Raw genomic sequence first — 24,274 nt, 5'->3', positions numbered from 1 at the left:
AAAAACTTGTTCCCAAACACCTTTTTTTGACCAGCGACTAAAACGAGTATGAACGACTCTAAAATCACCAAAGCGTTCAGGTAGATCACGCCAAGGTATGCCAGTCTTATAGCGGTACAGAACTGCTTCTATAAGTAATCGGTTATCTTTTGCGGTAACACCAACGTCACTTGGTTGACCTGGAAGGATGTCTTTAATTCTCTCCCATTGGTCATCACGCAGGGCATGTCGTCTTGTCATAATAGTTAAGTTCAGGTTGCTAAATATAGAATTAGTATAGCTTATTCTAAAATAACTGTGCTAATTGATGACACGCCCTAGTAAGCATTCTAACTTTCTTCTGAACCTACTTCCTCACAAACCTCATCTTCTTCATAGAGGATAATATCTCCAGGTGTGCAATCTAAAAGCTTACAAAGCTCATTCAACGAATCAAAGTCTATTCTAGTAACTTCATTATTGTACATCCTATATAAAGTAGATCTCCCTAGTTTACACATCCTATCAGCATCCGCTACGCGGATGCCTCTTTGTGCAAATAAAACAGGTAAATTGAGCTTAATCATACATAAAATCCCTAAAGTGATAAAAAAGTGATTGCAAGTGATAATATATACAGATAATATGTACTCATTAGTGATAATTAATAACTCACTAATAGTAAATTTATTTCACATGGAGAACTATTATGTCACAGACTTATCTTACTACTCAAGAATTAGCTGAACGTATCAAGTACGACGCACGTACTATCCGCAATCAAATGAAAGACACTGTTTTGATTGAAAACATTCACTACATCCGTCCTTTTGGCGGTCGTAAGATTTTATATGTCTGGGAGCGTATCGAAGAAGATATGTGTAAGCCAGTGATGAGTGCCATCAATGGTATGGCTTTACAGTAAGTTTTATTTAAACAAGGAGATTAACAATGGCATCAGTAAGAGCAAGGCGTGGCAAACTATTCATAGATTTCACATATATGAATATTCGTTGCCGTGAGACAACTAACTTCCCTGATACTCCAGCAAACGTTAAAAAGCTGGCTTTAGTAGCAAAAAAAATGGAAGCAGAAATCACCCTAGGCATCTTCGACTATGGCGCTTACTTTCCGAAGAGTACGCGTTTAAAAGAGATGACAGCACTGGCTGATAGAGCGGAAGCTTGTATCAGTCGCAATCCAACCTTTAGGCAGTTTTCCGAGATTTGGTATGAGGAGAAGAAGATTGAATGGCGGCCAAGCTATCGGCAAAAGACGCAGATTATTTTAAATAAGTATTTGTTACCTGAGTTTGGTGGCAAAGCGGTACATGCAATAAAAAAACCAGACTTGCTGACCTTCCGTAGCTCCCTCGCCAAAGTTCGTTACGGTAAAGAGGGTCAGTCAAGTCTGTCAGTAGCACGAATCAATCAGATTATGATACTACTTCGTATGATACTAGAAGAAGCGTCAGATCGCCATGAGTTTGAGATGCCTTATAAAAACATTAAGAATCTTAAGCAAGCTCGTCCGGATGTGAATCCGTTTACATTAAGTGAGGTGTGGCTGATTTTAGAGCATGTCCGTGCTGATTATAGACCCTACTACACCATTCGCTTCTTTACAGGGATGCGTACCAGTGAGATCGATGGGCTTAAGTGGGACTGCATTAACTTTGATCGGCGTGAGATCAGTATTAGAGGCGCGTTAGTCAACGGGGAGATGGGCCCAACGAAAACGTTAGGCTCACAACGTGATATTGCGATGTCACAGTTGGTCTATGACGCCCTGCTAGAGCAGAAGCTGCGAACGTATGGTAAGTCAGAGTTTATCTTCTGTAATAGCCAAGGCAATCCAATGGAATATCGCAATGTGAACCGGCGGGTATGGAAGCCTACGCTTGCCCTACTCGGTCTTAAACATCGGCGTGCTTATCAGACTCGGCACACGGCAGCGACTCTTTGGTTGGCTGCTGGTGAGAATCCTGAGTGGATTGCTCGGCAGATGGGTCACAGTAGTACAGAGATGCTGTTTCGGGTGTATAGCCGTTATGTGCCTGATATTACCCGTCAGGATGGCTCTGCGATGGATAACTTGCTCTTAGCGAGTAAGGAGAAGCTAACCAGCGAATTGAATAGCTCTAAAGGTGAGGGAATGATTGCTAATGCGCAAACAGACAAGGAGACGTCACTATGACAATTATCAATTATGAGCAGCTGTTCGGTGAGTTTAAGCCTGACGGTGCAATCAGTGCAGATGCAAACCTTATTGCTAATGCATTGATGCGTGAGTTGTATGTTTCATCGGGCTATAACCTCGCTCGCTTCTTAGGAGTGAAGCGCTGTTTTGCTAATGATATGGCGATGCGTGTGTGGGTTCAGAAGCGCTTGGATGCCAGTCTTGGCTATGTGATAGAGGATATGCGTTGTCAGCTTCAGAGCGAGCTTTATGAGCTATTACCGCACTCCGACTATGTCGGCTACTAAGGAGAATGTGATGAGTGTAAAGCTTCAGCCGAATATGACACAGAACGCACGAGATCTAAGAATCTGTGAGGATTACTGGGCATATGATAACGAAAGTGATTATATCGCACATGTAGAAACCCTCTGTGAGAAGTATGAGATAAGCCCTCAAGTACTATTCAAGACAATCGGTGAGTGTTTTGCTTATTTAGATGATGTGCGATGCGAATACTGTGGTTATGTGTGTCCTTTACAGATACCAGCAGACATACCTTTTATGCGAGCAAAAGACAGTTGGTGCTGTGAGGTATGTGAGCATGCTGTATGGCGGGAACATAATCATAGATAAATCGTTCAAGATTTTAAAGCCAGATAGCTTAGGTTGTCTGGCTTTTTCGTGCGGAGCATTTCTTCTCTTAAATACAGCCTAAATTTAGTGTGCCACTACAATAGGGTAAAGTTAATAAAAGCTCATCAACTTAGTAGATTTTGTATAAAACTTTAATCAGAAATTACGATCGCACTATTTGGATACCAGTTTCTGCCCATAGTTGCAGCTGCCTTCCCGCGCAAAAACATCTTCACCTTCAAGCTTGAAGCTTTTTCCATCAAAAGACCAGGCGCGAACCTGACATTCCTCAGAGGTGTCACCCATATGAATAACCTGTATTAAATTACTATCAAGCTTAAATTCAATAGCTAACTCTGGGGTTGACTCTCCACCAAACGGCGGCTCAAAGACTTTCCCAGTGCGAGTGTCAGTAATATAACTAATAACACAAGAAGTACCGCAGCCAAAAGTAATTAAAGAATAATGCTCATTAAAATTAGCCCCTTCTGCTAAGCCATCGCGTATACGGGTGCGGAACATGCGTGCCGATTTATCACGTCCCTCAAAATCGGGCATAGCAATAGGATGAACGGAGGTTTTAAGATTTGAATTCTTTGAGTTTAATAGAGCAAAGGCATTAAAACTGGGCACGTCAGCAATTAATAGTCTTGGCGCATAATTAAGACTTTCACTCTCGGCACAAGATTGATTCCAATGTTGAACGCGCTCTTCTTTGGTTTGGCTAAGAGCATGTTTGGCCTGCATGACCCAAGACTCTAATGTACGACCTGCAGCAAACAGCTGAACTACCTCATTATTTGATAAGTTATCGGCAATTCTAGGAGTGCCAAGACGTTCATCATCAGCCACCACATCAGCTAGGTCGAGCATGCGGCCAAGAATGCCGCATTTATGATCCTCGCGATAATAATCCAAGTAATCTACATCACTTTTGGAGGTATTCGCATAACCAAGACGGTGAGCTTCAGACAAATAAAAGGCAGCCCGTTTTTCTACTGCTGGAATTACTGCTTCCCATGACTCAGCATGAGCAGTACTTAGAAATGAGAGAATAATAGCTATAACAGAATAAACCTGTTTCATAAAAGTACTCCTAATGCCTATTACTGCTCATACCAGTTTCCTTCTTTGGATTAGTATAACTTCTTACTAGCTGTCCAGTTTTATTATGCCATTATACTGCAACCTTTATCATAGTAATTCTCCTAACCTACTCCAGCTTCATTGGTTTAAAGCTTTATTAAATCTATCAGCTAAAACTTAGCGGTAGCTCTGCTTCTAATAACAGCAATATTTTGCACAGATAAGTCAGTTGCAAGATATCATTAACCTCTACTCTACGTTTATAAAAGCATTCAATGCTAGTAGCTAGTATGCTCAGGCCTGCATCTTTCGCTAATTTATGCTGCTGGCGAAGTTGCTTGATTTGCACTTCGGTAGGTTGCAATCGTCCACTTGCTGACAAGCTGTCTAATACGCTTAGAACTGGCTGACAAATAAGCTGGCTTAAGGTAAAAATCTTGGTACTTTCAACTTCGACTAAGCGTCTTTTCTTACTCATCAACTTACTAACTTGACCAGTTAACAAGGCTTTCAAGGTATTTTTCTTGGTAGGGACTCGACTGTAGTCTAAATGAAACAAATGATCTGACATGATCAAGGTAATTGGATTAATCTCAATGGTATTTTCAATCATTCTCACTTGAGCAACGATCATTTGAATCAGATAGCTATCGATGCGCTCTAGCTTATCAATAGTATCGATACTCTGCTGATCATTAGAGTTCCAATTAAGTCGTAAACGAACTTGATTATTCTTTTGATCGGCTAACGGCCACCAAACGCACTGTTCGATTTCATCAACTTGAAAACTGCCTATCTTAGCGGGATTTAACACTACGATATCATTGACTGTGCCATTATCCATCAATTGTTGTAGCCAGCGTTGCTGTAGATGCTGCCAATCGTCAACGGCCAATTTTTGTACGCTATCAAGATAGCCCGCAAAATTATCATTTAACGAAGAGTGGTCTCGCACTTTGCTGCCGGTGACCGCAAGCCCGCCATTGTCATTGAATCTGGGGTTAGATAACGTGCTGAACTGGTTCATTAGGCTTTGAGCCGTGCTGAGCCAAACAGCGTTATACCAAGCCGTCTGTTTATTAAAGTTTAAATCCTGTGCTTGCGCTCGAGCTTGGGTAAACTCGATAATTTGCCCTTCATTGGGCTCATAAAAATACAAGGTTAAACCGCGTGCCTTGCCTTGACTGAACCACCAGCTTGCGCCTAACGGCAGCAAACTCAAATCAGCTCTTTTGTCATCGATGTCATAAGTATGGCGTAATTTACCTCGTAGCTTTGGTAGCTCTGTCGCATCACTATGCTGCAATTGGTACAAATAAGCACTCAACTCTGCCAGACTAATCAATAGCTGACGCTCATCAATATGATTATCACCTTTGATAAAGTCATGCATCTGACCACTCAGTTGGCGTAGCTGCATAGCCAAACGTGGTAGGTGTTGACTACGAGCCAGTGTGTTAGCAAGGTGCATGCGATTGGCTGAAAAATACTCTAGTTGCGACAAGCCTTGATACAATATTTGCTCGATGTCAAAAGCGATATCATCTAGCACTATCAACGTTACCACTGATAAAGTCTCTAAACTCACAATGGCTGTACTGCTGGTTTTGGATAATTCTTTAACCAACCACTGACGTATCTTGGCTATACCCTCTTCTGAGCCATATAGCCTTTGTACAGCTATCAATGCCAGCCAATGATAACTGTCTACATCACGCTCAATTTTGGATAGCATTCCTGCGAATCCAGCGCCCAAAATATAGCGGATTTCTTCGTTTTGATGGGACAAGTAAATACGTAGACTTTGGGTCTCATCAATAACACTTGCTTGCAACTTGTCAGTATTATCAGCAGAATTGCTAGCGTCGACTTTACTATCAAAGCTCTCCAAATAATGAACAGCCATCAGTATGGCTTTAAGACGTTTGGCTTTAGGAATGGTTTTGGCAAATTTCTGTAGGTCGTCTAGACTGAAAGCAAGCACTTCAGCGACTGCTGTTCTGACGGTAGCATTTTTAGAATTGTTAGCTTTGATTAAACTGTCACCATTGATCTTAGTGTCTTTATTATCACTGTCGATTTTCTGTTTAACCGTCTTTTTAGATTCGATATTATTTGGCGTATCATTGTTTAATTCGATGCTATTGATTGCTTGGTCACTCTCTACTTCAGCGTCCTGTTCTTTAGCAGACTTAGCTAACGATTGCAAATACAATACTGACGCCAAAATGTGTTTGCAGGCGCTGACTGATGAGCAATTACAACTGGCATTCGTCAAACCGGTGCTCGGCAAGATTACCGTTTGCCCATCACTGTCTAGAATGATTTGTTCGGCATTATTGATAAAATCACCAGCTTCAATCAGCTCAATTTTATTAGCCGCCACGTCTTTTTGGGCACGGCGCAATAGTCCAGCATTGGCGTAGGTGGTCAAGGCGCTGTCATCATAGGCGAGATAAATACTGGCAACGGTCATTAATTTATCACCTCGGCTATCCATTCAGCAAAATGTTCAGGCGTAAGCGCTGCAATTTGCATACCTTGCTCAGAAAGTTTTTGTGCCATTTGAATATCATAGACACTATTAGCGCTTTCATCTAAAGCACCAAGCCCAATCAGCTTTACTTTTTGCCCATGCATTCTAGCCACTGAACTCAGCAAATGCGGTACAGAGCCGCCTTCTTCAAAATCACTAATCAAGGCAAAGATGGTGCGAGTGGATTCTGTTATTAAAGTTTCAGCATATTGCACCGCTTTAGCAATGTTAGTGCCACCGCCCAATTGTATCGTCAATAACACCTCTACCGAATCGTGTGCCATATACGATAAATCAACCACATTAGTATCGAACACCAATAGTTTCACTGTTACTGATGGCAAACTAGTCAAGATACTGGCACAAATAGCACTATACATCACCGAGCTGAGCATAGAAGCACTTTGATCAACACACAGCACGACGGTCCAAGGCAAATGCCGCTGCACCCGCGCATTAAACACAGGTTCCCGGATGATGATTTTATTCAGGTCTTGGTTATAGTGTTTAAGATTATTGGCTATAGTGCGACGCCAATCGAAGTTCTGGCTATTGGCAATAAAGGAGCGGCGAAAGCGATTGCGTCTACCATGAATAGCGTTGACAAAATTGGGTCTGAGTTTGGCGACGATATCATCAACTACTTTTTGAATAATACGGCGAACATTGTCTCTGGTATCTTCACTCAAACGACCCCGTAGACTAAGCAAGGTTTTGGCGAGTTGCGGCGTTGGCTCTAACTGCTCCAGCACTTGATCATTTTTAAGTAAACTGGTTAATTGATAGCGTTCAAATGCATGACTTTGTATCCGCTCAAAAGAGCTCTTTGGAAACAAATCTTGTGCTTGATTGAGCCAATTAATCGCGGTTAATTGCGAATCGTCGAGCGAACCGCCTTGTCCACTGAGGCGACTGCCCGTTTGATCACGCCGCTTACCCAACATATCGCCGCGATTATCATATTCTCGATTGTATAAATAATCGAGACTACGCTCCAAACGCATTTGCTCGTTATTCAACGCTACATCTGACAAGGCTTTATCGCTATAACGCCCTAGAATAAGACGCCAACGCGCGAGGCTATCGCTATTACTGTTACTATCGTTGCCGATGTCAGTTGCAGCAGCAGATTTAGCATGTTTTGCGTTATTCTCTGGCGGCGTTGGCAAATCAGCGGATAAGTCAGCGGGTAAGTTAAAGTCATCCATCATGAGCCACTCCAGCCTATCAGTCCGCGTTCAGTCAATACTTGCTCCAACTGCTGGTTCAGTGCCAGACCCTTTAACATATCGCTTTCACTAATCTGACCCTGAAACTGAGTCACCTCAGTGCTGAAGACCCCATGTAAGGTAGCGACTTGCTGCGCCAGCTCATTCGTCTGCATAGGTTTGAGTGCAGTAAACGCCAAGCGCAAATCTGGCAGCAGAGCAATAAAAGTCTCCTTATCCCACTGCGAAACCAGACGATCTAGCATTTGGGTCATCGCTTGGTGATGCAAAAATAGAGTCGGTACGGCTTCCATCATTCCTGATAAATAAGCCACTGCTTGCTCGGCATTAGCACCAACGCCAAAATGCAGCTGCAATTGATCAGAGAGCTGGCTCTCATTACTGATATCATCGATAAATGATAGGGCATGCACTGCTCCCAGCAATAAATCAATATCCTGCCAGTCGGGCAATAATCTGTTTAAGGTTATATGATATTGGCTGAGCAGATCGCTATCATTTTGAAAGTCTTGGACAGCGTCAGAATTTATATTGTTAATTGGATGAAGATGAGCAGCGGTATCAACCATTTTTGTAGTAACACGCAAGACAAGATTCATTTGTTTTAATAAATTTCGCAAACTCAAGATCTGAGCTAAAATTCCTCGGACTTGATCGTCATTGGGCGTTTGTAGTTGTGACAATAAAAAAAGACTAGTCACTGGAATTTGAGCAATAAGATCGATTAACTGTTGATCATCTTGTAATTGTAAAAAGCGCTTACCCGTCCATAAATACATTAAATGTTGACCACAAGCCAACACCGAACCCAAATCCGGATCATGCGGTAAAATATCTTTAACTTCTTCAAATAAATTATCAATTTGTTCTGTCAAACCCATCATCGACGCTTGAATCAATAAGCCTATAAGTTGAGCTGAGGACTGTTTTTGAGCTTGCTCATCGAAATGTTCACGCTGCTTTAATAAGCGCTGGATAGCCAACTGATAAATATCTGACCCTTCTTCAGACAGTTCTATCAAACGTGCTTCTATTTGCGGTGTCCAAGCGTAAGCCCACTCTTCAAACAGCAGGTGTAATTGCCCGCCATGTAAGAAATCAGGACCGCTCAAACGTCTAGCGAACCCAACGTCCAAAAATGCCAAAAGATGCAGAAAGCAACTACGTTGACGATGGTTAGCATTTCGTAAAACGTCGAGCTTGGCGGTTTTGCTTAGAGTATCATCGAGCTTAAAACGATTTGATTTGATTAGATCATAGACTTGCGCTAATAACGGCGGTGTACTTCCCGTACTGATCACTTGTCCGAGTTGCGAACCACCTAACTGTTCATGCAGCAATCGATGAAAACTTTGCGTGCCATTGTCACTACTACCTTTCAAAAAACTACTATAGCAAGCGTCCATCACATCGAAGCGCCCAATCAATTGATGTCCCCGTAACTCAGCCAAACGGATGGCTTGCTCGCTGGCAGTTTTGACAGTAATAAAGTTACTCAAGCTAATTTTTTCTTGGCGTAACTGCTGAGAAAATATACTGAGAAAATCAATGACTAGGCGTTGGCGAGCTTGGCTTTCGCTTTCTTTAGCATTTAGGTTTTGATCATTACCTTCATTATTGATCTTATTACTAACATTGTTATTACTATTAGAATTATATGTCTTAGCGACTTGAAAAATAGATTCAGATTCAAGCTTTGCACTATTATCGAAAGCTAGCCGCTGCTCCCAGCACACTTGATAAAAGGCAGGCGATGGCATACCTGAAGCATAACCGTTTAGTGCATCCAACCTATCAAAACTATAGCGAATCAACCATGACTCATCAGGGGTAGTATTGATGGCGGAAGCAGGCAAATTAATTTCGGCGTCGACTTTATTTTTGACAGTTTTTACAGCTTGTTTATTCGGTTGTTCGATCAGCTGTTCATGCAATAATTCAATCAAAGCTAACGTATGAAAACCGCCAGTCACCACGACTATTTCAGGTTTTTTCGCTATAGAGTTAATTTTAGAGTTAGAGCCTTCATCGCGATGAAAGTGATAGCGAGCCACGATACACTTGACCATGTACTGCTCACGTACCAATGCGCTTTCTGACTCTAGCACATCCTTTTCATAATCCAGACGTGACATGGCGCACCATACCAACACTTTATAGAAGAACGTCTGCCACTCTCGTAATTCAAGTGTTGAATCTAACTCAAATAGATGCTCCCAGACTTCATCGTGATCTCGGCAATGCAACTTATCCGCCAGTGCTTTTATGTACTGACTGTGCGCAAGATAGCGCTCTTGCTGTAAACTCTGCGTCTCCCATGTTTGCTCGGAATTTACTCGTTCACGATGCTCAACTTGTTGTGACCATGGCAAATCAATACATTCAACATGTGGCAGTTTACCTAAGGAATTTGTACTTTTAAAACGCATCGCCACCCATTCAGGCGAATAGTCACAAAAAGGAAAATAGGCAGAGTAAATTCGCTTGTGCCCCTTTTTCTTCTTACTGTCTTTATCGTCTTCAGAACTAATTTCATTACTGGTTTCAGACTCTTGCTCACTATCGTTGACAATAGTACTCGCTTGAGTTTGGCAAAGAACAGCTAAAGGCGGCTTGTTATCGGGATGCTGTAGATCGAGGAGTAAATCATTAAAACTGGCTGGCGCTTCGATGAGAATATCAGCAGGTTGTAGCTGGCTAAGTGCCTGCTGGGTAGCAAAAGCGCAGGCGGGACTGTGATGACGAACTGGCAATAAAGTAATGCCCAACTCATTGAGCGCTTTGAGCTGAGCCAGAGCGGTAATAAGACGTGCTGGTAACCGATTTTCCATAACTAAAAACACGCCTTGTTCTAAAGTTGGATTTTAATTAACCACGTCGATTAATTGCTGAAGTAAATGAACTAGTGACTATATTTAATCCACTACAAAAAAATACCGTAGTGCTAAAATAAGTTTTCGCAGCCTCTGTCAGTAACGACACAGCAAGCAAGAAAAAATTATCCTAACCATACTTTATAATGAGTGCATTTATTTTATTTAAGATCAACTATGTCAGCAATTATTAGCAATAATTATTTTCAACACAGCCTGTTAACCATTACTGCCAAAAGCGTTTACCTTCTTCATAAAACGCTTTCCATGTTTTATCTTTTTTCGCGCGCTCTTTAGCAACGTTGTCCATATAAAAACGGATTCGCTTGATATCATCGGGATTGTCCTTAAGCACGACACCGATGATCTGCTTGGCGACCGCATTAGCTGACAATGATTTGTCGCCCAAATAATAACCTTCTAACGCCGAAGCATAGGCAACATTGAACGCTTCTGCTGATGACATGACCGCATCAGGGGTTTTGATATTAGTACCCGATTGGGTTTGACCTTGACGCAGCTCTTGAAAGACCGTGACCAATAGATCAACGACATCCTCGTTGATCGTAATCTCACTACTGATACCATCGCCAAGATCGCCAAGCTCAGTACGTAATTGTTTCAGTATCAACGACTTCTCAAAGGCAGGATCACTGATAGGATGTACCGTCTCAAAGTTGAAGCGACGCTTTAATGCTGATGACATTTCGTGCACGCCTTTATCACGCAAATTGGCGGTGGCAATAATGTTAAAGCCTGCCTGCGCAAATAGCCGACCCGAATCACCAAATTCAGGAATCATCATGGTTTTCTCAGACATCATCGATACGAGTACATCCTGAATCTCTGGCGGACAGCGAGTAATCTCCTCAAGCCTGACTATCTTGCCCTGCTCCATAGCTTGATAGAGCGGTGACGGCACTAGTGATTTAGTATTAGCACCTTCTGCGAGTAATAGCGCGTAATTCCAAGAGTACTTCAGATGATCCTCGGTAGTGCCCGCCGACCCTTGCACCATAAGACCAGAATCGCCCGATATTGCCGCGCTCAACAGCTCGGATAGCATGGATTTGGCCGTACCCGGCTCACCTACCAGCATCAATCCTTGCTTGCCTAATAAAGTCACAATGCAGCGATCTGCTAAAGCATCGTCGCCATAAAACTTACAGCTGATATCCAAAGCGTCATCGCCCAAGATAAATTTACGTACCGCTTTTGGGGAGCGTATCCAACCTGTGGGTTTAATATTATTTTCAGCGACATCATACTGAATCAATCGTGCCAATTCGTCAGCATAACGGTGTTCAGCTGATTGTTTGAGAATATTATTACCCTCGTTACCGCTGTTATCAGTATTATTATCAGTAGCAGTGCTCATTGTTTATCCTTGATCAAAAAGCTGTCGTCTATTATTTATGATAAAAATCAGTCATTTCATCCAGCGCTACCAAGGGGTTTTCTTTTCCCAATCAGCATCGAAGCCGCCCGTGGCATCAGCGACGGCTTTATACTCGGCATAACTTTCGGCCAGTAGGATAGGATTGACGTCCGTTAAGGCAACATAGTCAGTATTCCATGAATAGGATTGCTTGGTTTCAAAGCCCAATTCGTATAGCACCGCTGGAATGTTCTCTTCAGGCACATAGCTGCCGCTAAACACGATGACTGCTGATAAGCCTAAGCTGTCGTAATTCTTATAATAACGATCGAATGAGCCACCATCTTCGATACTGGCGCGCTTATAACCCATTTTGGTTAGCAGTCCACGCAGCGTAAAAGTATCCGTTAAATAGCCTTTGAATTCATCGATTTGATCTTGCTCTTTTTTAAATACCGGTAGCACGTGATCAAATTGAGTAAATTTACCAAATAGCGACTTAACCTCATAATCTTTGAGGTGCTCGCGCCACTGCTCACCCTCCTCAGCAGTGAGCAACACGCCATGCGCCAGCTTAATATAACTGTCAGCTTGCAAGCTGATTTCATCATCGTTAAAGTCTAACAAACTGCCATCATCACTCGGACGGAACGATAGTATTTGCTTGCCCTCACTACCCTGCTTGCCATCAACTTCTATCCATATCAAATGAGTAATCAGACGCTTCATAATAGGATGGGCGTATAGATATTCCTGCCAGTCGCTACTCGTCCAAAGCCGCTCGCTACACATGGCTTCATATAAGCGCATGGTCTGAGAGTCAACAACTTGTTTAAACTCTTTTTTACTATTGCTGAATAAAGTTTTGGCTTCTTTGATAATAGCGGCATCGTCGTTCTGTCTGGCTGCTGGTAGTGATTTGATGACTTTACCCACTTCATTCTTTAATACAAACTTGTCTTTGTCGTCGACATAGGCACTTAGCGTACGCGTGTCATAATCGATGGTTAAAATGCCATTTTCATCGAGCCCAGCGGTAGGAATGGTCCGATCTGCTAGCTCATCGGCAGTCCAGTTATTACGCTCAGCTATCGTACCCACTAGCTGCTTGGCCAAGTCTTGAATGGAGCTGGTGCGATAGCGACGTGATAGTCCGAGTAATAGCTGAATAATCAACGGATCATCACTCATAGCAAACACGGTAAGCATCGCAGTAATTTGAGAGGTGCGCCGATAATGATTTTTCATATAGTCCTGCAAGATACTGACCGTCTTACTGCCTTCTGCTCGATAAGTAAGCGCCAGCATTCCTTTGCTTTTGATTGCTGACCCTAAGTAAATAGCCAGCTGTTCTTTCTTAATCTCTTCAACCACTTCATGCAGAGTCACATTGGCGTATTTAGCATACCAGCCGTCAGGATCATCTTTACCATAGCGCTTATAGTAATCTTGATATTGCGCAAGCCGCGCAGGCGCTTCAGCATTAGCAATGTCCATCGCTTGCGCAAGGGTTGGATTGAGGGTGTCTTCAGCGATAAAGCTCTGTAATAAAAACAACGACAAGTTGCTTTGACTCTTGTCATCGAGTAGCCCTAAATAGCGTTGCAACAGACCATTCGGTGTCGGGTCTTTAAGTTTTTCGGCTAACACTACCCACCATTGAATAATTTTGGGATTGACGGTTTTTCCATCTTGCCATTGCACTGCTGGCAAACTGTCCAACTTAAACCACTCAAAGCTTTTTAATACCTTTCCCTTTAGTCCCTGTTCGGCATCTTTTAATAAGGCGGTCGGTGACAGATATTTACTGATATCCTCACCCATGCTCTCAAGCGCCGTCAATATACTGGCGATGACGATCTCTTTTTTCTCTTTTTTGAGTAAATCATACAGCGCTTTTAATACTTCAGCTTTATGAGTATCACTCCGTTCGTTAAGACGTGCCAGCCACTCCACTGCCGTCACTCGTATGGCTTGCTTGCCATTGGCCAGTGCTTCAATAGCACGCTCATGAATATTAGGCAGCTTAGATAGCAGCTCTTGTGCATCATAACGTAAACTTTTATTTTCGCCTAAGGCTAGCTCTAAAACTTTAGGAATAAATTGTTTAGGAATTTGCGGAAAAGCAGCTAGAATCTCGATGGCCTTGCTAGGCTCGAAACCCCGCCAATGTCCTGCAATAGAACTAGAAAGCAGTCCTAAAGCCTCTGATAAATAATCAATATTTTCCATAAAGAAAGGTACGATCTGCTCAGGTTTATTAATATACTTAGGTAGTAAAGGCGACCAAACATATTCTAGATACTCTATAGCGATGCTACGATTTGGATTTTCAATTTGGCAGCCTTTAAGTACTTGCGCGTACTGGCGTAGCTCTATAGTCGCTAAATTCTCAGGTTTGATGTAATTCTCTAGCTGATAACTTCTGACTGAATCGCCACTTTTTGCCAATCGAATAGCGTGATGCAAACCAAATTCTGGTAGGTTTTTTATTCGATTCTTATAACCACACAGCTCGATCATATTGCTATTATCAAGACTACTTATTTTGCCTTTGCCATTAAGGGCATCGATTAGCTGCTGCCCATACTTCTCAGGTTTGAGCTTTTTCCACTCATGATAGTTTTTTTGTGACCACGTATATTTATAGTCAGAGGTTTTATTTTGCTCAGCTTCTTGCTCAGCAGCAAGCTGTTTTTTCTCCAGTAGGTCTGCATAATTTTGCGCCAGTATTTCCACGCAACTATACGGAATATCTCGGCTGACTATGGCCTCAAAGTCGCTCACTACATACTCTATTTCTGCTAATTGCGCCACACTGTCTAATCTACTGAGCGCCGACTCTAGCGCTTGAATCACAGACTTCTGCTTTTCATTAGCTAAGGCTTGCTCTAATATGTTGCGACTCTCAGCACTATTATCATCGCCATCAACGCCTTGCTGCGCGCCTTGTCGGGCGATAATATCGGCGATTTCTCGACGTTGTTTGGTACTGCCATTGGTTAACAACTCAATCAGATAAGGTTTTATTTCTGCTTGCTCAAACAGACTTATTTTGGCCAGTGCCAACTCGCGCACTGTTTTGCTAGTGCTAGTGGCTAAGGTGGCGACCAAATAGGGACATTGTTTGATAAAATCAGGATGATACTTGGCAAAGCTGTCTATAAATTGTTCTTGCCCTTTGGCTGATAAGGCAGGAATTAGCTCATCTAACACTGCTTTGTGCTGTTGCAACAGCTCTATAGTGTCTGGAAATTGATAAAGCAAATGTAAACTATCACTGTAATAGCTGTCCACTTCTTTACGCTCAAAGATTTGTAAAAGCAATAGATGATAGGCATCGCTGTCATCCTTATTTTGCTCATCGGCTTTTAAAACGTCGAGTAGATACGAATGTGACCAATTACTACGATGTTTAATATCACTTTTATTGTTTCTTTCAAGCGAGGTACTGAGTCCATCAGCGATGAGATAAGTGAACCATTCTGGGCTTAGTGGTGATAGCACTTTATAATTTTTGAGTTGGGTCACTGCCGCCAAAAACTTACCATAACGGATAATTTGCTCAGGGCTTAGGGCTTTGAAAATTCGTTGATAGAACTTATCTCTCATTTTAGTGCTTTTAGCGATTTGCTTATCTTCTTTATCTGTAGGGCGATAACTACCCCAATAATAGCCGATAGTGCCTGGGAAACTCATCAATACCCCAGCCTTGTCATCGCTGCGGTTTTGTAATTCTAATAATATATTGGGATCGTCAGCATTGAAGATATAATCGATAATACGTTTGGAATAACTGTCATCAACGTTTGCTAACGGCGCAAGAATAGCGGTGAGTTGCTCTACAGCCAGTTTATCCTCCTTGCTACCTAAGTTAGTCATAGATTTTATTTTTTCAAAAAAACCTTTCATAAGTATTCCTTTGCTTATATTTTAATTAACGTTACATTAAGAGGATTATAAGCATGGTTAAAGCGTCTGAACAAGATATTATTAGCTTAATAGTACATATGAGTTAGCTACGGCTTTTTTAATGATTAAGCACTTCTCTTCCGACTGCAAGCTATGCTGTCAATCCCGTAAACATTAACTTGTGATATTTTAGTGTGAATCTCGTTCAATCGGCAAATACGATGTAGAGGTATAACCACACAAACGCATCATAGGGAGATAGGCGATGTTAAACCTTGGATTAAAATGCCAATACATCACTTTCAAAAGTTATTTAAGCTGCTTAATATTGCCAGCACTATTAATTAGTACTGTACCTAGCACACAAGCAGCACCGCCCGTAAAAACCACTTCGACCAGTTATGGCCTCAGTTAGCATTGGTAAAGTGCTCAGCACCATAGGCTGGTTCATTTATAAGATTACTCCTAAAAAGCATTGCTATGAACGTTTAGAAATAGAGGAGTTTTGGACTTACGTATGTCGCAAGAAACGTAAAGTCTGGCTTATTTATGATTACGACCATACGACCATACGACCATACGACCAATGAAATTGTCGCTTATGTCTGGTGCAAACGTGATTAAGAATGGCTAAAAAGTTAATAGCCCGTCTTGAGCAGCTTAGAGTCAGCTATGACTCTATCATTATGGAAAACTGGGATAGCGTTATAACTGCTTTTAAAAGTGATTATAAACGAGTTGACAAACAACATATCGTAGGAATAAAAGGTAACAACTGTCGCCTTAGACACCAAATAAAACGAGCCATTAAAAAAACCTGTTGCTTTTCGAAAAAGTTTGATAATTACCTTAAAACATTCGACTTGGTGTTCTTTTATATCAATTATGGCTATGTCTGATGACAGCATACTTTTTAGAACATTACCCTTTTTTTTAAGCAAAACCCAAAATTAATGTGACAGTGAGTTTGGAATCTCATGGTAGGAGCTAAACTATCGGTCATAACTATTAATGCTTATGACTTGTAGTTTCTATAATCTGCTCTATACCATCAGCAATACCAAAAATAAATTTCTAAAGCGGGTGAATTAACGTCCTTACTCTTTGAGTTTTTGATAATACTCACAACCATCTTGATAGCCTTTATCACAAGACTTACCAAGCCACTCTTTTGCAGAAACGATACTCTGTTTTACCCCTTCTCCTTTGGCGTACATTACCCCAAGATTGCGTTGAGCTATAGCATGCCCTTGATTGGCAGATTTTTGAGTCCATTCAAATGCTTTAGTGTAATGTTTGGGAACGCCTTTGCCTTCGGCATATATCACCCCAAGGCTATATTGAGCTGCAGCATCACCCTGATTAGCTGCCTTATTAAACCACTCAAGAGCCTTAGCGTCACTTTGAGTTGTGCCTTTACCCTTAAGATACATATCTCCAATTTTTGATTGGTATAAATCAATACCGTCATCGGCTAAGTTTTTATATAACTCAAATGCTTTAGCATCGTTTTGATGCACGCCTTGACCCTTCTCATACATCAGTGCCAGCATCCCCTGCATTTCTTTGTCTCCATGGTTAGCTGCTTGTTGTAACCAATAAAATGCTTTTGAATAATCTTGAGAAACGCCTTTACCATAGTAATATATAAGCCCTAATTGTCCTTGGCTTGAAGCGTCTCCTAGATTAGCTTGTACTGTGAGATCATCAAAATCCTTCTCAACATCTGATTTCACGGTTGGAACATTGTTTTGAATGCTATTCATCTGAGTATCAATGGCTTTAGTACACCCTGTCAGCATAATTCCAGTAAGCAAAAATGCTGCTAGTCTCTTTCTCATAACTGCTTATCCTATTATTTAATGAAGTTAACACTATAATTTATTATTTTAATATGCATTGTGATATTCAAATATATATTCTTAGATGGTTTCATTTGGTATACCTCAAAGGAACCGATGAAACTGAATCCTTCTATCCAACGTCATTTGCCATAAAGCCTCGTTATGGGGAACATGTTCCGTTTGCCATACAGGTAGCGAAGCATTGGCTATATAATTAGCATTCTTTCGTCTATCATCCTAAATTGTACGAAATTAATTGACCACAGACTTTGATCATAGGAAAGAAAATGTCGTTCTTTTATCCTAAAGATGTAGATTTTATGGAGATGTTTGGATGCGAGAGTCATAGAGATAAGGATGGTTTGCTAGAATCCACATTCATTGATACACAAAATAAAAAAATGGTTTTTTCTATCAGTGATATGCAGAACTCAATATCTGCTTATATATATCAAGATGAAGCATTGATATTTAAGATATATGAAGAAGGAGCGATGAGGGTCATAATATGTGAAAATCAGATCATTATAGAATGAGCTATGCTGAAGAAACCGTAGAGATAAACTTGGTAAACTAAGCGTATTAATCGGAGTTTATCATGACCAAGAAAGTAAGAACCTACAGTGACGAATTTAAAGCAGAAGCTATCAAGAAGATATCAGACAATAATGGCAATATCTCGGCTACCGCAAAGCAGCTTGGCATTGCCATGCAAACGCTATCAAATTGGCATAACAAAGCCAATCAAGGCAAGCTTGTCGGCACAGAGCAATATGATCCTGATCTTATGAGTGCTCTTCAAGAAATAAAGCAGCTCAAGCGGCAGCTTAAAGTGGCTGAAGAGGAGCGCGAGATCTTAAAAAAGGCGACGGCGTACTTTGCCAAGCACAGTTAGTGAAGTACGCCTTTATTAAAGACAATCAGCAGATATTTAGCATCACCACTATGTGCCGTGTGTTAAGGGTTAAGCCCTCAAGCTATTACGACTGGATTAGTCGTGACATCAGTGACCAGCAGATACATCGCAACCAGTCTGAATTACTGGTTAAAGCGGCTCACAGTGAAACGAAAGAACGTTATGGCGTAGATCGACTACATGCTCATCTAAGCGAGCAAGGCCACAACATTAGCCTGTATATGGTAAGAAGCATCAAAGAGCAACACGGCATTAAATGTCGTCGTCATAAGCGCTTTAAAGTGACCACCGACTCTAATCACAACAAGCTGGTCTATCCGAATGTGCTGGATCAGCAGTTTGATGCCAGTTGCCCTAATGAGTCTTGGGTAAGCGATATTACTTATATCTGGACAAATGAGGGCTGGCAGTACTTAGCAGGAGTGAAAGATTTATATACCAAAGAGTTGGTCGGTTACGCTATCAACAAACGCATGACTGCTGACTTAGTTTGCAAAGCACTAAATATGGCAATCAAAAACAAACGACCTAATAAAGGATTAATTGTGCACTCAGACAGAGGTAGTCAATACTGTAGTCATGCGTATCATAAGATCATTAAACAGCACCAGTTTATAGGCTCAATGAGTGGCAAAGGTAATTGCTTTGATAACGCACCCATAGAAAGCTTCTGGGGCATATTGAAGAATGAGCTGGTATATCATAAGGATTATAAAACTAGATTTGCCGCCATTACCGATATCATTAGATACATCGAGCTATATTACAACCAGACTAGGATTCAAAAGGGCTTGAGTTATAAATCGCCAAGACAGGTGTGGTTTGATTATTATCGTCAAGCTGCGTAATTAAAATCTCCCAAGTTTAACTGTACGGATTTGACGGCAGGGGTCAGTTTTCTGTGACTTTAGTTCCAGGTTTATAAGGTGGTTGCCAATCAGTTGGGAAAGTGGAATTTACATCGTTAGCTGATCTACTGGTAACATCCTTTCTTTTATTATATTTTCCTGATTGGCCGTTAGCATTTTCTAATTTCTGATTATTTTTGACTTGTTGAGTGATAACTGGTTTTTTTGTATCAACCTCAAATTTACCCGTTTTTTGCATCGCTTTTAAGGCATTAGCTGAACCACCAGTTAATACCGTACTAGCCACTCCAAATCCTACAGCATCCTCAAGCTCACCTCTCATTTTACCTGCAAGTTTTGGATTATCTTTCAAAGCTTTGTTGTAGTCGTTTTTCCATTGAATGATCGCTGATCTCATCTCTCGACCCGCTTTATTCGGATCGGTTAAGGCATTTATCATACCTCTAAAGGAATTAGTAATCGCACTTCTTGGGTCTCTAGCAATTTCTGCTAATCCTTTCCCAGCATTAACAACACTAGAGCCAAAGGCAGATCCTTTACCCGCCTTATAAGCTTCTTGATCAGCAGTACTTTTCGGAAACAGCCTTTTTGCTTCGTTTATTAATGCTCGATCTTGAGCATTACCGCAATTTGTCCACCCAGGGCCTGTACAACGATAGGTAGCATCATAATCAAACCCATCAGGATTCTCTGTTAGTTTGTCCTTTAACGTTTCATCATTCTTCTCAATCAGTTGCTCATTTTGAGCTTGCGTTGCATTATCTCTACCATCACCCAAAGCAGGCTTATAACTATCTATCTTATCTTGATTGGCATCCATACTGGCTGAGACGTTTAAGTCTGCGGCAATACCTGCAAGATTGGCTAATGTTTCACTAGTACCGCCTCGTACGTGATCAAGTTCATGCGCTGTGGTTTTAACAGCATCTTTACGATTACTAGCGTCTTGATCTATAGCAACCAGCTGACCATCGGTTGCGCCTTTGGCACGCAGCTCTTTGGTTATGTTAGTAATGATAACGTCAACACTGACACCTGTACTATCAGCCAGTGCTTGTAGGGCAGCTTGACTATTAAGTAGTCCGTCATAGTCGCCTTGCTGATAGCCTTCTTGCAAGATAGCGCCAATCTCAGGGTTTTCTTGAATAGCTTGTGCCATTCTAGCAGGGGCTTTTAGTCCTTCAATGGCTTGAGAGAGGGTTTGGTTTTGGTTGAACGAAATAAAAAAGCTACGATATGAAAATCGTAGCTTTTTTTATAGAACAACTTTAATCAATACTATAGTTATAAACTCTAACTTCTTGAATCTTTTGATCAGGATCATCGTCAACTTCCAAGCCATCTGCTACAAAATAAATGCCGTGAATGACCTCACCATCTTTATCTACTAGGTAGTGAACATCTTCCGTATCATCTAAAATTAGAGGATGATTAATATCACCGATTCGGCTGCCTATTTTTACTCCTCCTTCAAACACCTCCCCTTTATAACCCTTACCAGCAATAATTACATCTAGATTACCTTGCTCATTAAAACCTAGTTCAAGCTCAGGCTCAGAAAAATATATTATATTACCGTTATTATTAGGCACTATATACATTAAGACACTTTCGTTGTCTCTAAAAATATCTGTAGTCCAAGGTGTTTTATTTCCATCAACAATAGTTTTTACTAAAGGTAGAAATTCTTCTATTCTATTTCCAAATTCAATACCTGCTATTCCTTTTCCTATTTCAGCTTTACCATATATATTTATCTTACACATTTATTTAACTACCTTATATTCACGATTAATGTATTGAAGTCTTTGCCCTTGCTTATTATAAAATATCGAATCTTTAGCTGTCTTTTTAAAAGTAGTAGGGTCAATAATATAAACCTTTGAATTGCCATAAGCATCTTTTACTGCTGGTTTCATAATACCAGCAGCATCTTTTTCTGCTTTTTTCAAAGTAAACTTAATATATTCACCCTCATGTTGACTTCTATTTTTAAGCGGAAGATTACTTGTTGATGGGCTATGTTGTATCTTTGCGATTTCAGGATGATTATTTATAGCATAGACTTGAGCATTACCTGACCCTTGCGAAGCCTCTTTAACGGAATTAACATGATAGCCATTTATTTCAAAATAGGTTCTAAGTTGTTGTGAGTCTAATCCATATGCATTCGTAGGTTTCAAAGGATTGATATGCTTAGGAATTCCTGCTTCTTTGGCAAGGTATTCTCGATACTCTTGCGGGTTATTATAACGTACGTCAACACTAGCTTGGTTAGCGACTTTGACAGTTTTTGCTACTGCTACTGCTCCTCCAGTTGTTAGAGCTATTACGGTTTCTGTACCAAGAATGCTGGATAATTCACCCTGCATTCTTCCTGCTAAAGCAGGATTAGTCAATTTCGCCCTCTCATAATCAACTTACCATTTCACTATTGCATTGTTCATAGCAATAGAGGAATCAACAGGATGAAGTATTAATTGCGCTATTGCTTTTACTGAATTAGTAACGACTGTATCTGGATTTGTGGCAAACGCTATCACACCTTTTGCGATGTTCTTAACGCCAGTTCCTTTTGATGCCTTATAAGCTGCGAGGTATGCATCTCGTTTATTTTTATCGTTTGGATATAATGTTTTAGCTTGACCTTGTGCTGAGTACCTGTCACTAGGATGACTACAACTCATGTTAAGACCTGTCCCTGTACATCGGTATCCAGCTTCATCCTCAAACGCATCCCCAGCTTCTTGCTGAGCTTCTAACTTCTCTTTGTTACTAGCCAATTGCTCTTGCTGCGCTTTGGCATCATTAGTAGCAGTGATTGGTTTTGGCGTAATAGTCGTGCGCTCTTCTGCTATTGCACCACTGTTTGCCCATTTGCCAAGGTTAAAGGCACTATTGCCTGTTTTGCCCATGACATCAGCAGCGGCTTCTCCTTGTCCGTTTTGATGAGCAGCGTCATGGTTAATAACTTCAACCATGTTACCCATGCTATCTGTTGCGACATAAGTATCGGTTCGGTTGATAACGTTGGTCGTTCCTTGAACACGATTGCCTTCTACATTACGAGGATCATCGACAAGACTGATTTGAGTGCCACTAGCATCAGTGCTTTGAGTGATAGCGGTATTGAGCTGATTGAGGGTGTCTTGATTATCAATACTATTGGTCAGCTCGCCTTCTTGTATGGCTTCAACCGTAGCAGCAAGTTTGACGGTGTTGTCACTTATGCCCGTTTCTAGATTGTTGATGAGCTGAGTGACGTTGCTTTGGGCTTTATCAATGCCTGATTTGTTTAGGCTTTCAGGATTGCTATTACCTTTATCTAATAGTCCAGCTGCAATAGAGGGAACGGCTAGTCTAGATATGACAACAAATAAAAAAAGCTACGGTACTTTTAGAACCGTAACTTTTTATTGCATCCTATCATCTCATGCGTTGACTATACTTTTTTTCAAAAACATTATTCTTAGCTTTCATTTAATTTAATGATTAACTACTTTAACGAATTAGTTGATTTGCCAAACTCATAGCAAGATATACCTGACGCTTCACCCATGAATTGCATGTACGAAATCTGAGTGTGGGAATCGCTTTCTACTCTAGTATAAAATTGAATGGCATCATGAGAGCCAGAATGACCAATCATATGCCAATAAAAAACAACGGTAAAACTATCAGCTGAAAAAGGATTTTCGACTTCTTTATATGTATCCGAACTATTTATTATTGGATTTTCTACTGACCAATATAATTGATCAGTATCATTATCTACTTTTAAATAGATGACACCTAATGAACCAGTTTCAAAAATAATAAAACAAATTTGATAAGGTAAATCTTCATCGATATAAAATTTCATGGATAGCACGTTTACAATACCATCTACATTGATTTTCTCTTCAAATACATCAGTCTTATTCATAACTGTTACCTCTTTTGACTTAATCTTTTAGCGTCTTTTATTATCTTAAGAGCTGTCTTAGCATCACTATCATTTCTAGCTGCTCGGTTAGCTATTTCACCTACTTTTTCGTTTCTTAAATAACTCTCGACTTTGTTAACATTGCTACCAGTACCACCTCGCGATTTTATCGCTTCTGCTACAGTCTTATCTTTTAAATTTGTTAAATTACCTAAGTTTTTCTTACCTCCACCAGTTAGTTTAATACCATCGTCACCATCATCAGGATCGGGCGGTGTCGATGACACTTGCGAAGAACTTCCAAACGCATTTTGTCCGTTACCTACATCATTTCCTTTTGATTTAGCAAGTATAGCATTAGTAGCTTTTCTAACTTCTTCAGCAGCGGCAATAGCATTTGCCTGCGCATTATTCAAACCAATTTTAACCGCTTCAGAGCATATTTCTGTCGCTGCACAACCAGCTATACCTAAACCTGTCAAACCTACTGCTGCTTCCGTAGCACCGATAGCAACACCGCCAGCAGCACCAGCAGCAGCACCAGCAGCAACAGCAGCAACAGGAGCAACATTCGATTGAAGCGAATCCTCACTCTGTAGTTTTTTAAGCTCATTATCAAAGATAACTTGCTCATCTGGGGTTAAGGTATCTCTAACTTCTTCAATCTTTTTAGCTATCTGAATAGTATTATAAATATCTTTACCAGTCTCGTAACCTAATGCAGCTGCACCCGCTATATCTTCACCCATCTTTTTGACGTTTCCTGCCAACTCCCTTTGCTCTTTAGCAATCTCCTCTCGACCCGCACTGGTAAACACGCGAGTATCAATACCCGTATCAACCGCAAGGCCACCCGTCTGTTGTAGTGGCATAGTAAATTAGGACAGTGCATAAGAGGTTTATACTAACCCAA

22 protein-coding genes are annotated in these 24,274 nt (G+C 40.9%); 7 read left to right on the top strand and 15 right to left on the bottom strand.

From position 1 onward, the window contains the following. Together ACMHKH_RS09520 and ACMHKH_RS09515 are read right to left on the bottom strand one after the other, a co-directional pair. Window positions 1–240, bottom strand: a 240-nt coding sequence (locus tag ACMHKH_RS09520; RefSeq protein ID WP_413520398.1) for a transposase, incomplete at its 3' end; no start/stop codon positions are given. Between the two features lie 89 nt (window positions 241–329). Next, the gene (locus ACMHKH_RS09515; RefSeq protein ID WP_298910324.1) at window positions 330–566 is read right to left on the bottom strand and encodes a helix-turn-helix domain-containing protein; all 237 of its coding nucleotides are present in this window, start codon (window positions 564–566) and stop codon (window positions 330–332) included. Between the two features lie 122 nt (window positions 567–688). Here ACMHKH_RS09515 and ACMHKH_RS09510 point away from each other — a divergent pair, with 122 nt between their 5' ends. Genes ACMHKH_RS09510 through ACMHKH_RS09495 form a run of 4 tightly spaced genes read left to right on the top strand, consistent with a single transcriptional unit; the run spans window position 689 to window position 2,793 of the window. Next, window positions 689–904, top strand: coding sequence for a hypothetical protein (locus tag ACMHKH_RS09510; protein ID WP_149492551.1), 216 nt, complete (start codon window positions 689–691; stop codon window positions 902–904). A 26-nt stretch (window positions 905–930) separates the two neighbouring features. Then, entirely contained in the window at window positions 931–2,175 is a 1,245-nt protein-coding gene (locus ACMHKH_RS09505; protein ID WP_413520397.1) for an Arm DNA-binding domain-containing protein, read from the top strand. Beyond that, on the top strand, window positions 2,172–2,465 hold the full coding sequence (locus ACMHKH_RS09500) for a hypothetical protein (protein ID WP_413520396.1): 294 nt from the start codon (window positions 2,172–2,174) through the stop codon (window positions 2,463–2,465). Before ACMHKH_RS09505 ends, ACMHKH_RS09500 begins: the two co-directional genes overlap by 4 nt. 10 nt (window positions 2,466–2,475) lie before the next feature. Further along, a complete protein-coding gene (locus ACMHKH_RS09495; RefSeq protein ID WP_413520395.1) occupies window positions 2,476–2,793 on the top strand; it encodes a hypothetical protein in 318 nt (105 codons plus the stop codon). 174 nt (window positions 2,794–2,967) lie between these two features. On the opposite strand, the gene ACMHKH_RS09490 is transcribed toward ACMHKH_RS09495, so the two are convergent. The 6 genes from ACMHKH_RS09490 to ACMHKH_RS09465 all read right to left on the bottom strand — a co-directional run bounded on the left by ACMHKH_RS09490 (window position 2,968) and on the right by ACMHKH_RS09465 (window position 15,807). Beyond that, window positions 2,968–3,879, bottom strand: a complete 912-nt coding sequence (locus tag ACMHKH_RS09490; RefSeq protein WP_413520394.1) for a hypothetical protein — start codon at window positions 3,877–3,879, stop codon at window positions 2,968–2,970. A 166-nt stretch (window positions 3,880–4,045) separates the two neighbouring features. After that, entirely contained in the window at window positions 4,046–6,355 is a 2,310-nt protein-coding gene (locus tag ACMHKH_RS09485; RefSeq protein WP_413520393.1) for a hypothetical protein, read from the bottom strand. Continuing rightward, entirely contained in the window at window positions 6,355–7,626 is a 1,272-nt protein-coding gene (locus tag ACMHKH_RS09480; protein ID WP_413520392.1) for a VWA domain-containing protein, read from the bottom strand. The genes ACMHKH_RS09485 and ACMHKH_RS09480 overlap by 1 nt, the downstream gene beginning before the upstream one ends. Beyond that, on the bottom strand, window positions 7,623–10,475 hold the full coding sequence (locus tag ACMHKH_RS09475) for a DUF5682 family protein (RefSeq protein WP_413520391.1): 2,853 nt from the start codon (window positions 10,473–10,475) through the stop codon (window positions 7,623–7,625). Before ACMHKH_RS09475 ends, ACMHKH_RS09480 begins: the two co-directional genes overlap by 4 nt. Before the next feature lie 268 nt (window positions 10,476–10,743). Continuing rightward, window positions 10,744–11,895: an ATP-binding protein gene (locus ACMHKH_RS09470; protein WP_413520390.1), complete on the bottom strand. Its 1,152-nt coding sequence runs from the start codon at window positions 11,893–11,895 to the stop codon at window positions 10,744–10,746. Window positions 11,896–11,961: 66 nt separating this feature from the next. Continuing rightward, window positions 11,962–15,807, bottom strand: coding sequence for a DUF4132 domain-containing protein (locus ACMHKH_RS09465; protein ID WP_413520389.1), 3,846 nt, complete (start codon window positions 15,805–15,807; stop codon window positions 11,962–11,964). Window positions 15,808–16,433: 626 nt separating this feature from the next. On the opposite strand from ACMHKH_RS09465, the gene ACMHKH_RS09460 reads away from it, so the two are divergent. Then, window positions 16,434–16,706 carry an IS1 family transposase gene (locus ACMHKH_RS09460; protein WP_413520388.1) on the top strand — a complete coding sequence of 91 codons (273 nt, stop codon included), beginning with the start codon at window positions 16,434–16,436 and terminating at the stop codon, window positions 16,704–16,706. Between the two features lie 198 nt (window positions 16,707–16,904). On the opposite strand, the gene ACMHKH_RS09455 is transcribed toward ACMHKH_RS09460, so the two are convergent. Next, window positions 16,905–17,648 carry a tetratricopeptide repeat protein gene (locus tag ACMHKH_RS09455; protein WP_413520387.1) on the bottom strand — a complete coding sequence of 248 codons (744 nt, stop codon included), beginning with the start codon at window positions 17,646–17,648 and terminating at the stop codon, window positions 16,905–16,907. Between the two features lie 601 nt (window positions 17,649–18,249). Here ACMHKH_RS09455 and ACMHKH_RS09450 point away from each other — a divergent pair. After that, a protein-coding gene (locus ACMHKH_RS09450; RefSeq protein WP_413520386.1) for an IS3 family transposase occupies window positions 18,250–19,415 on the top strand; the annotation gives its coding sequence in 2 pieces (ribosomal slippage) (window positions 18,250–18,505 and window positions 18,505–19,415; 1,167 coding nt in all). 43 nt (window positions 19,416–19,458) lie between these two features. Here the strand turns inward: ACMHKH_RS09450 and ACMHKH_RS09445 are convergent. The 4 genes from ACMHKH_RS09445 to ACMHKH_RS09430 all read right to left on the bottom strand — a co-directional run bounded on the left by ACMHKH_RS09445 (window position 19,459) and on the right by ACMHKH_RS09430 (window position 22,417). Beyond that, window positions 19,459–20,595 (bottom strand): hypothetical protein, encoded by a 1,137-nt coding sequence (locus ACMHKH_RS09445; RefSeq protein WP_413520385.1) that lies wholly within the window; start codon window positions 20,593–20,595, stop codon window positions 19,459–19,461. 109 nt (window positions 20,596–20,704) lie between these two features. Continuing rightward, window positions 20,705–21,202 (bottom strand): hypothetical protein, encoded by a 498-nt coding sequence (locus tag ACMHKH_RS09440; protein WP_413520384.1) that lies wholly within the window; start codon window positions 21,200–21,202, stop codon window positions 20,705–20,707. Beyond that, window positions 21,203–21,835: a hypothetical protein gene (locus ACMHKH_RS09435; protein ID WP_413520383.1), complete on the bottom strand. Its 633-nt coding sequence runs from the start codon at window positions 21,833–21,835 to the stop codon at window positions 21,203–21,205. 21 nt (window positions 21,836–21,856) lie between these two features. Then, the gene (locus ACMHKH_RS09430; RefSeq protein ID WP_413520382.1) at window positions 21,857–22,417 is read right to left on the bottom strand and encodes a hypothetical protein; all 561 of its coding nucleotides are present in this window, start codon (window positions 22,415–22,417) and stop codon (window positions 21,857–21,859) included. Between ACMHKH_RS09430 and ACMHKH_RS09425 the strand changes: the two genes are divergently transcribed. Next, on the top strand, window positions 22,397–22,678 hold the full coding sequence (locus ACMHKH_RS09425) for a hypothetical protein (RefSeq protein ID WP_413520381.1): 282 nt from the start codon (window positions 22,397–22,399) through the stop codon (window positions 22,676–22,678). The genes ACMHKH_RS09430 and ACMHKH_RS09425 overlap by 21 nt on opposite strands. 254 nt (window positions 22,679–22,932) lie before the next feature. Here the strand turns inward: ACMHKH_RS09425 and ACMHKH_RS09420 are convergent, their stop codons facing one another. Further along, window positions 22,933–23,361, bottom strand: coding sequence for a hypothetical protein (locus ACMHKH_RS09420; RefSeq protein WP_413520380.1), 429 nt, complete (start codon window positions 23,359–23,361; stop codon window positions 22,933–22,935). Window positions 23,362–23,366: 5 nt separating this feature from the next. Continuing rightward, window positions 23,367–24,233, bottom strand: coding sequence for a hypothetical protein (locus ACMHKH_RS09415; protein ID WP_413520379.1), 867 nt, complete (start codon window positions 24,231–24,233; stop codon window positions 23,367–23,369). Between the last annotated feature and the right edge of the window lie 41 nt (window positions 24,234–24,274).

It is taken from the genome of Psychrobacter glacincola, assembly GCF_965118485.1.
Classification (GTDB): domain Bacteria; phylum Pseudomonadota; class Gammaproteobacteria; order Pseudomonadales; family Moraxellaceae; genus Psychrobacter; species Psychrobacter glacincola_D.
Note: the sequence above shows the minus strand (reverse complement) of the source record. Positions and strands in the feature narration are given on the sequence as shown.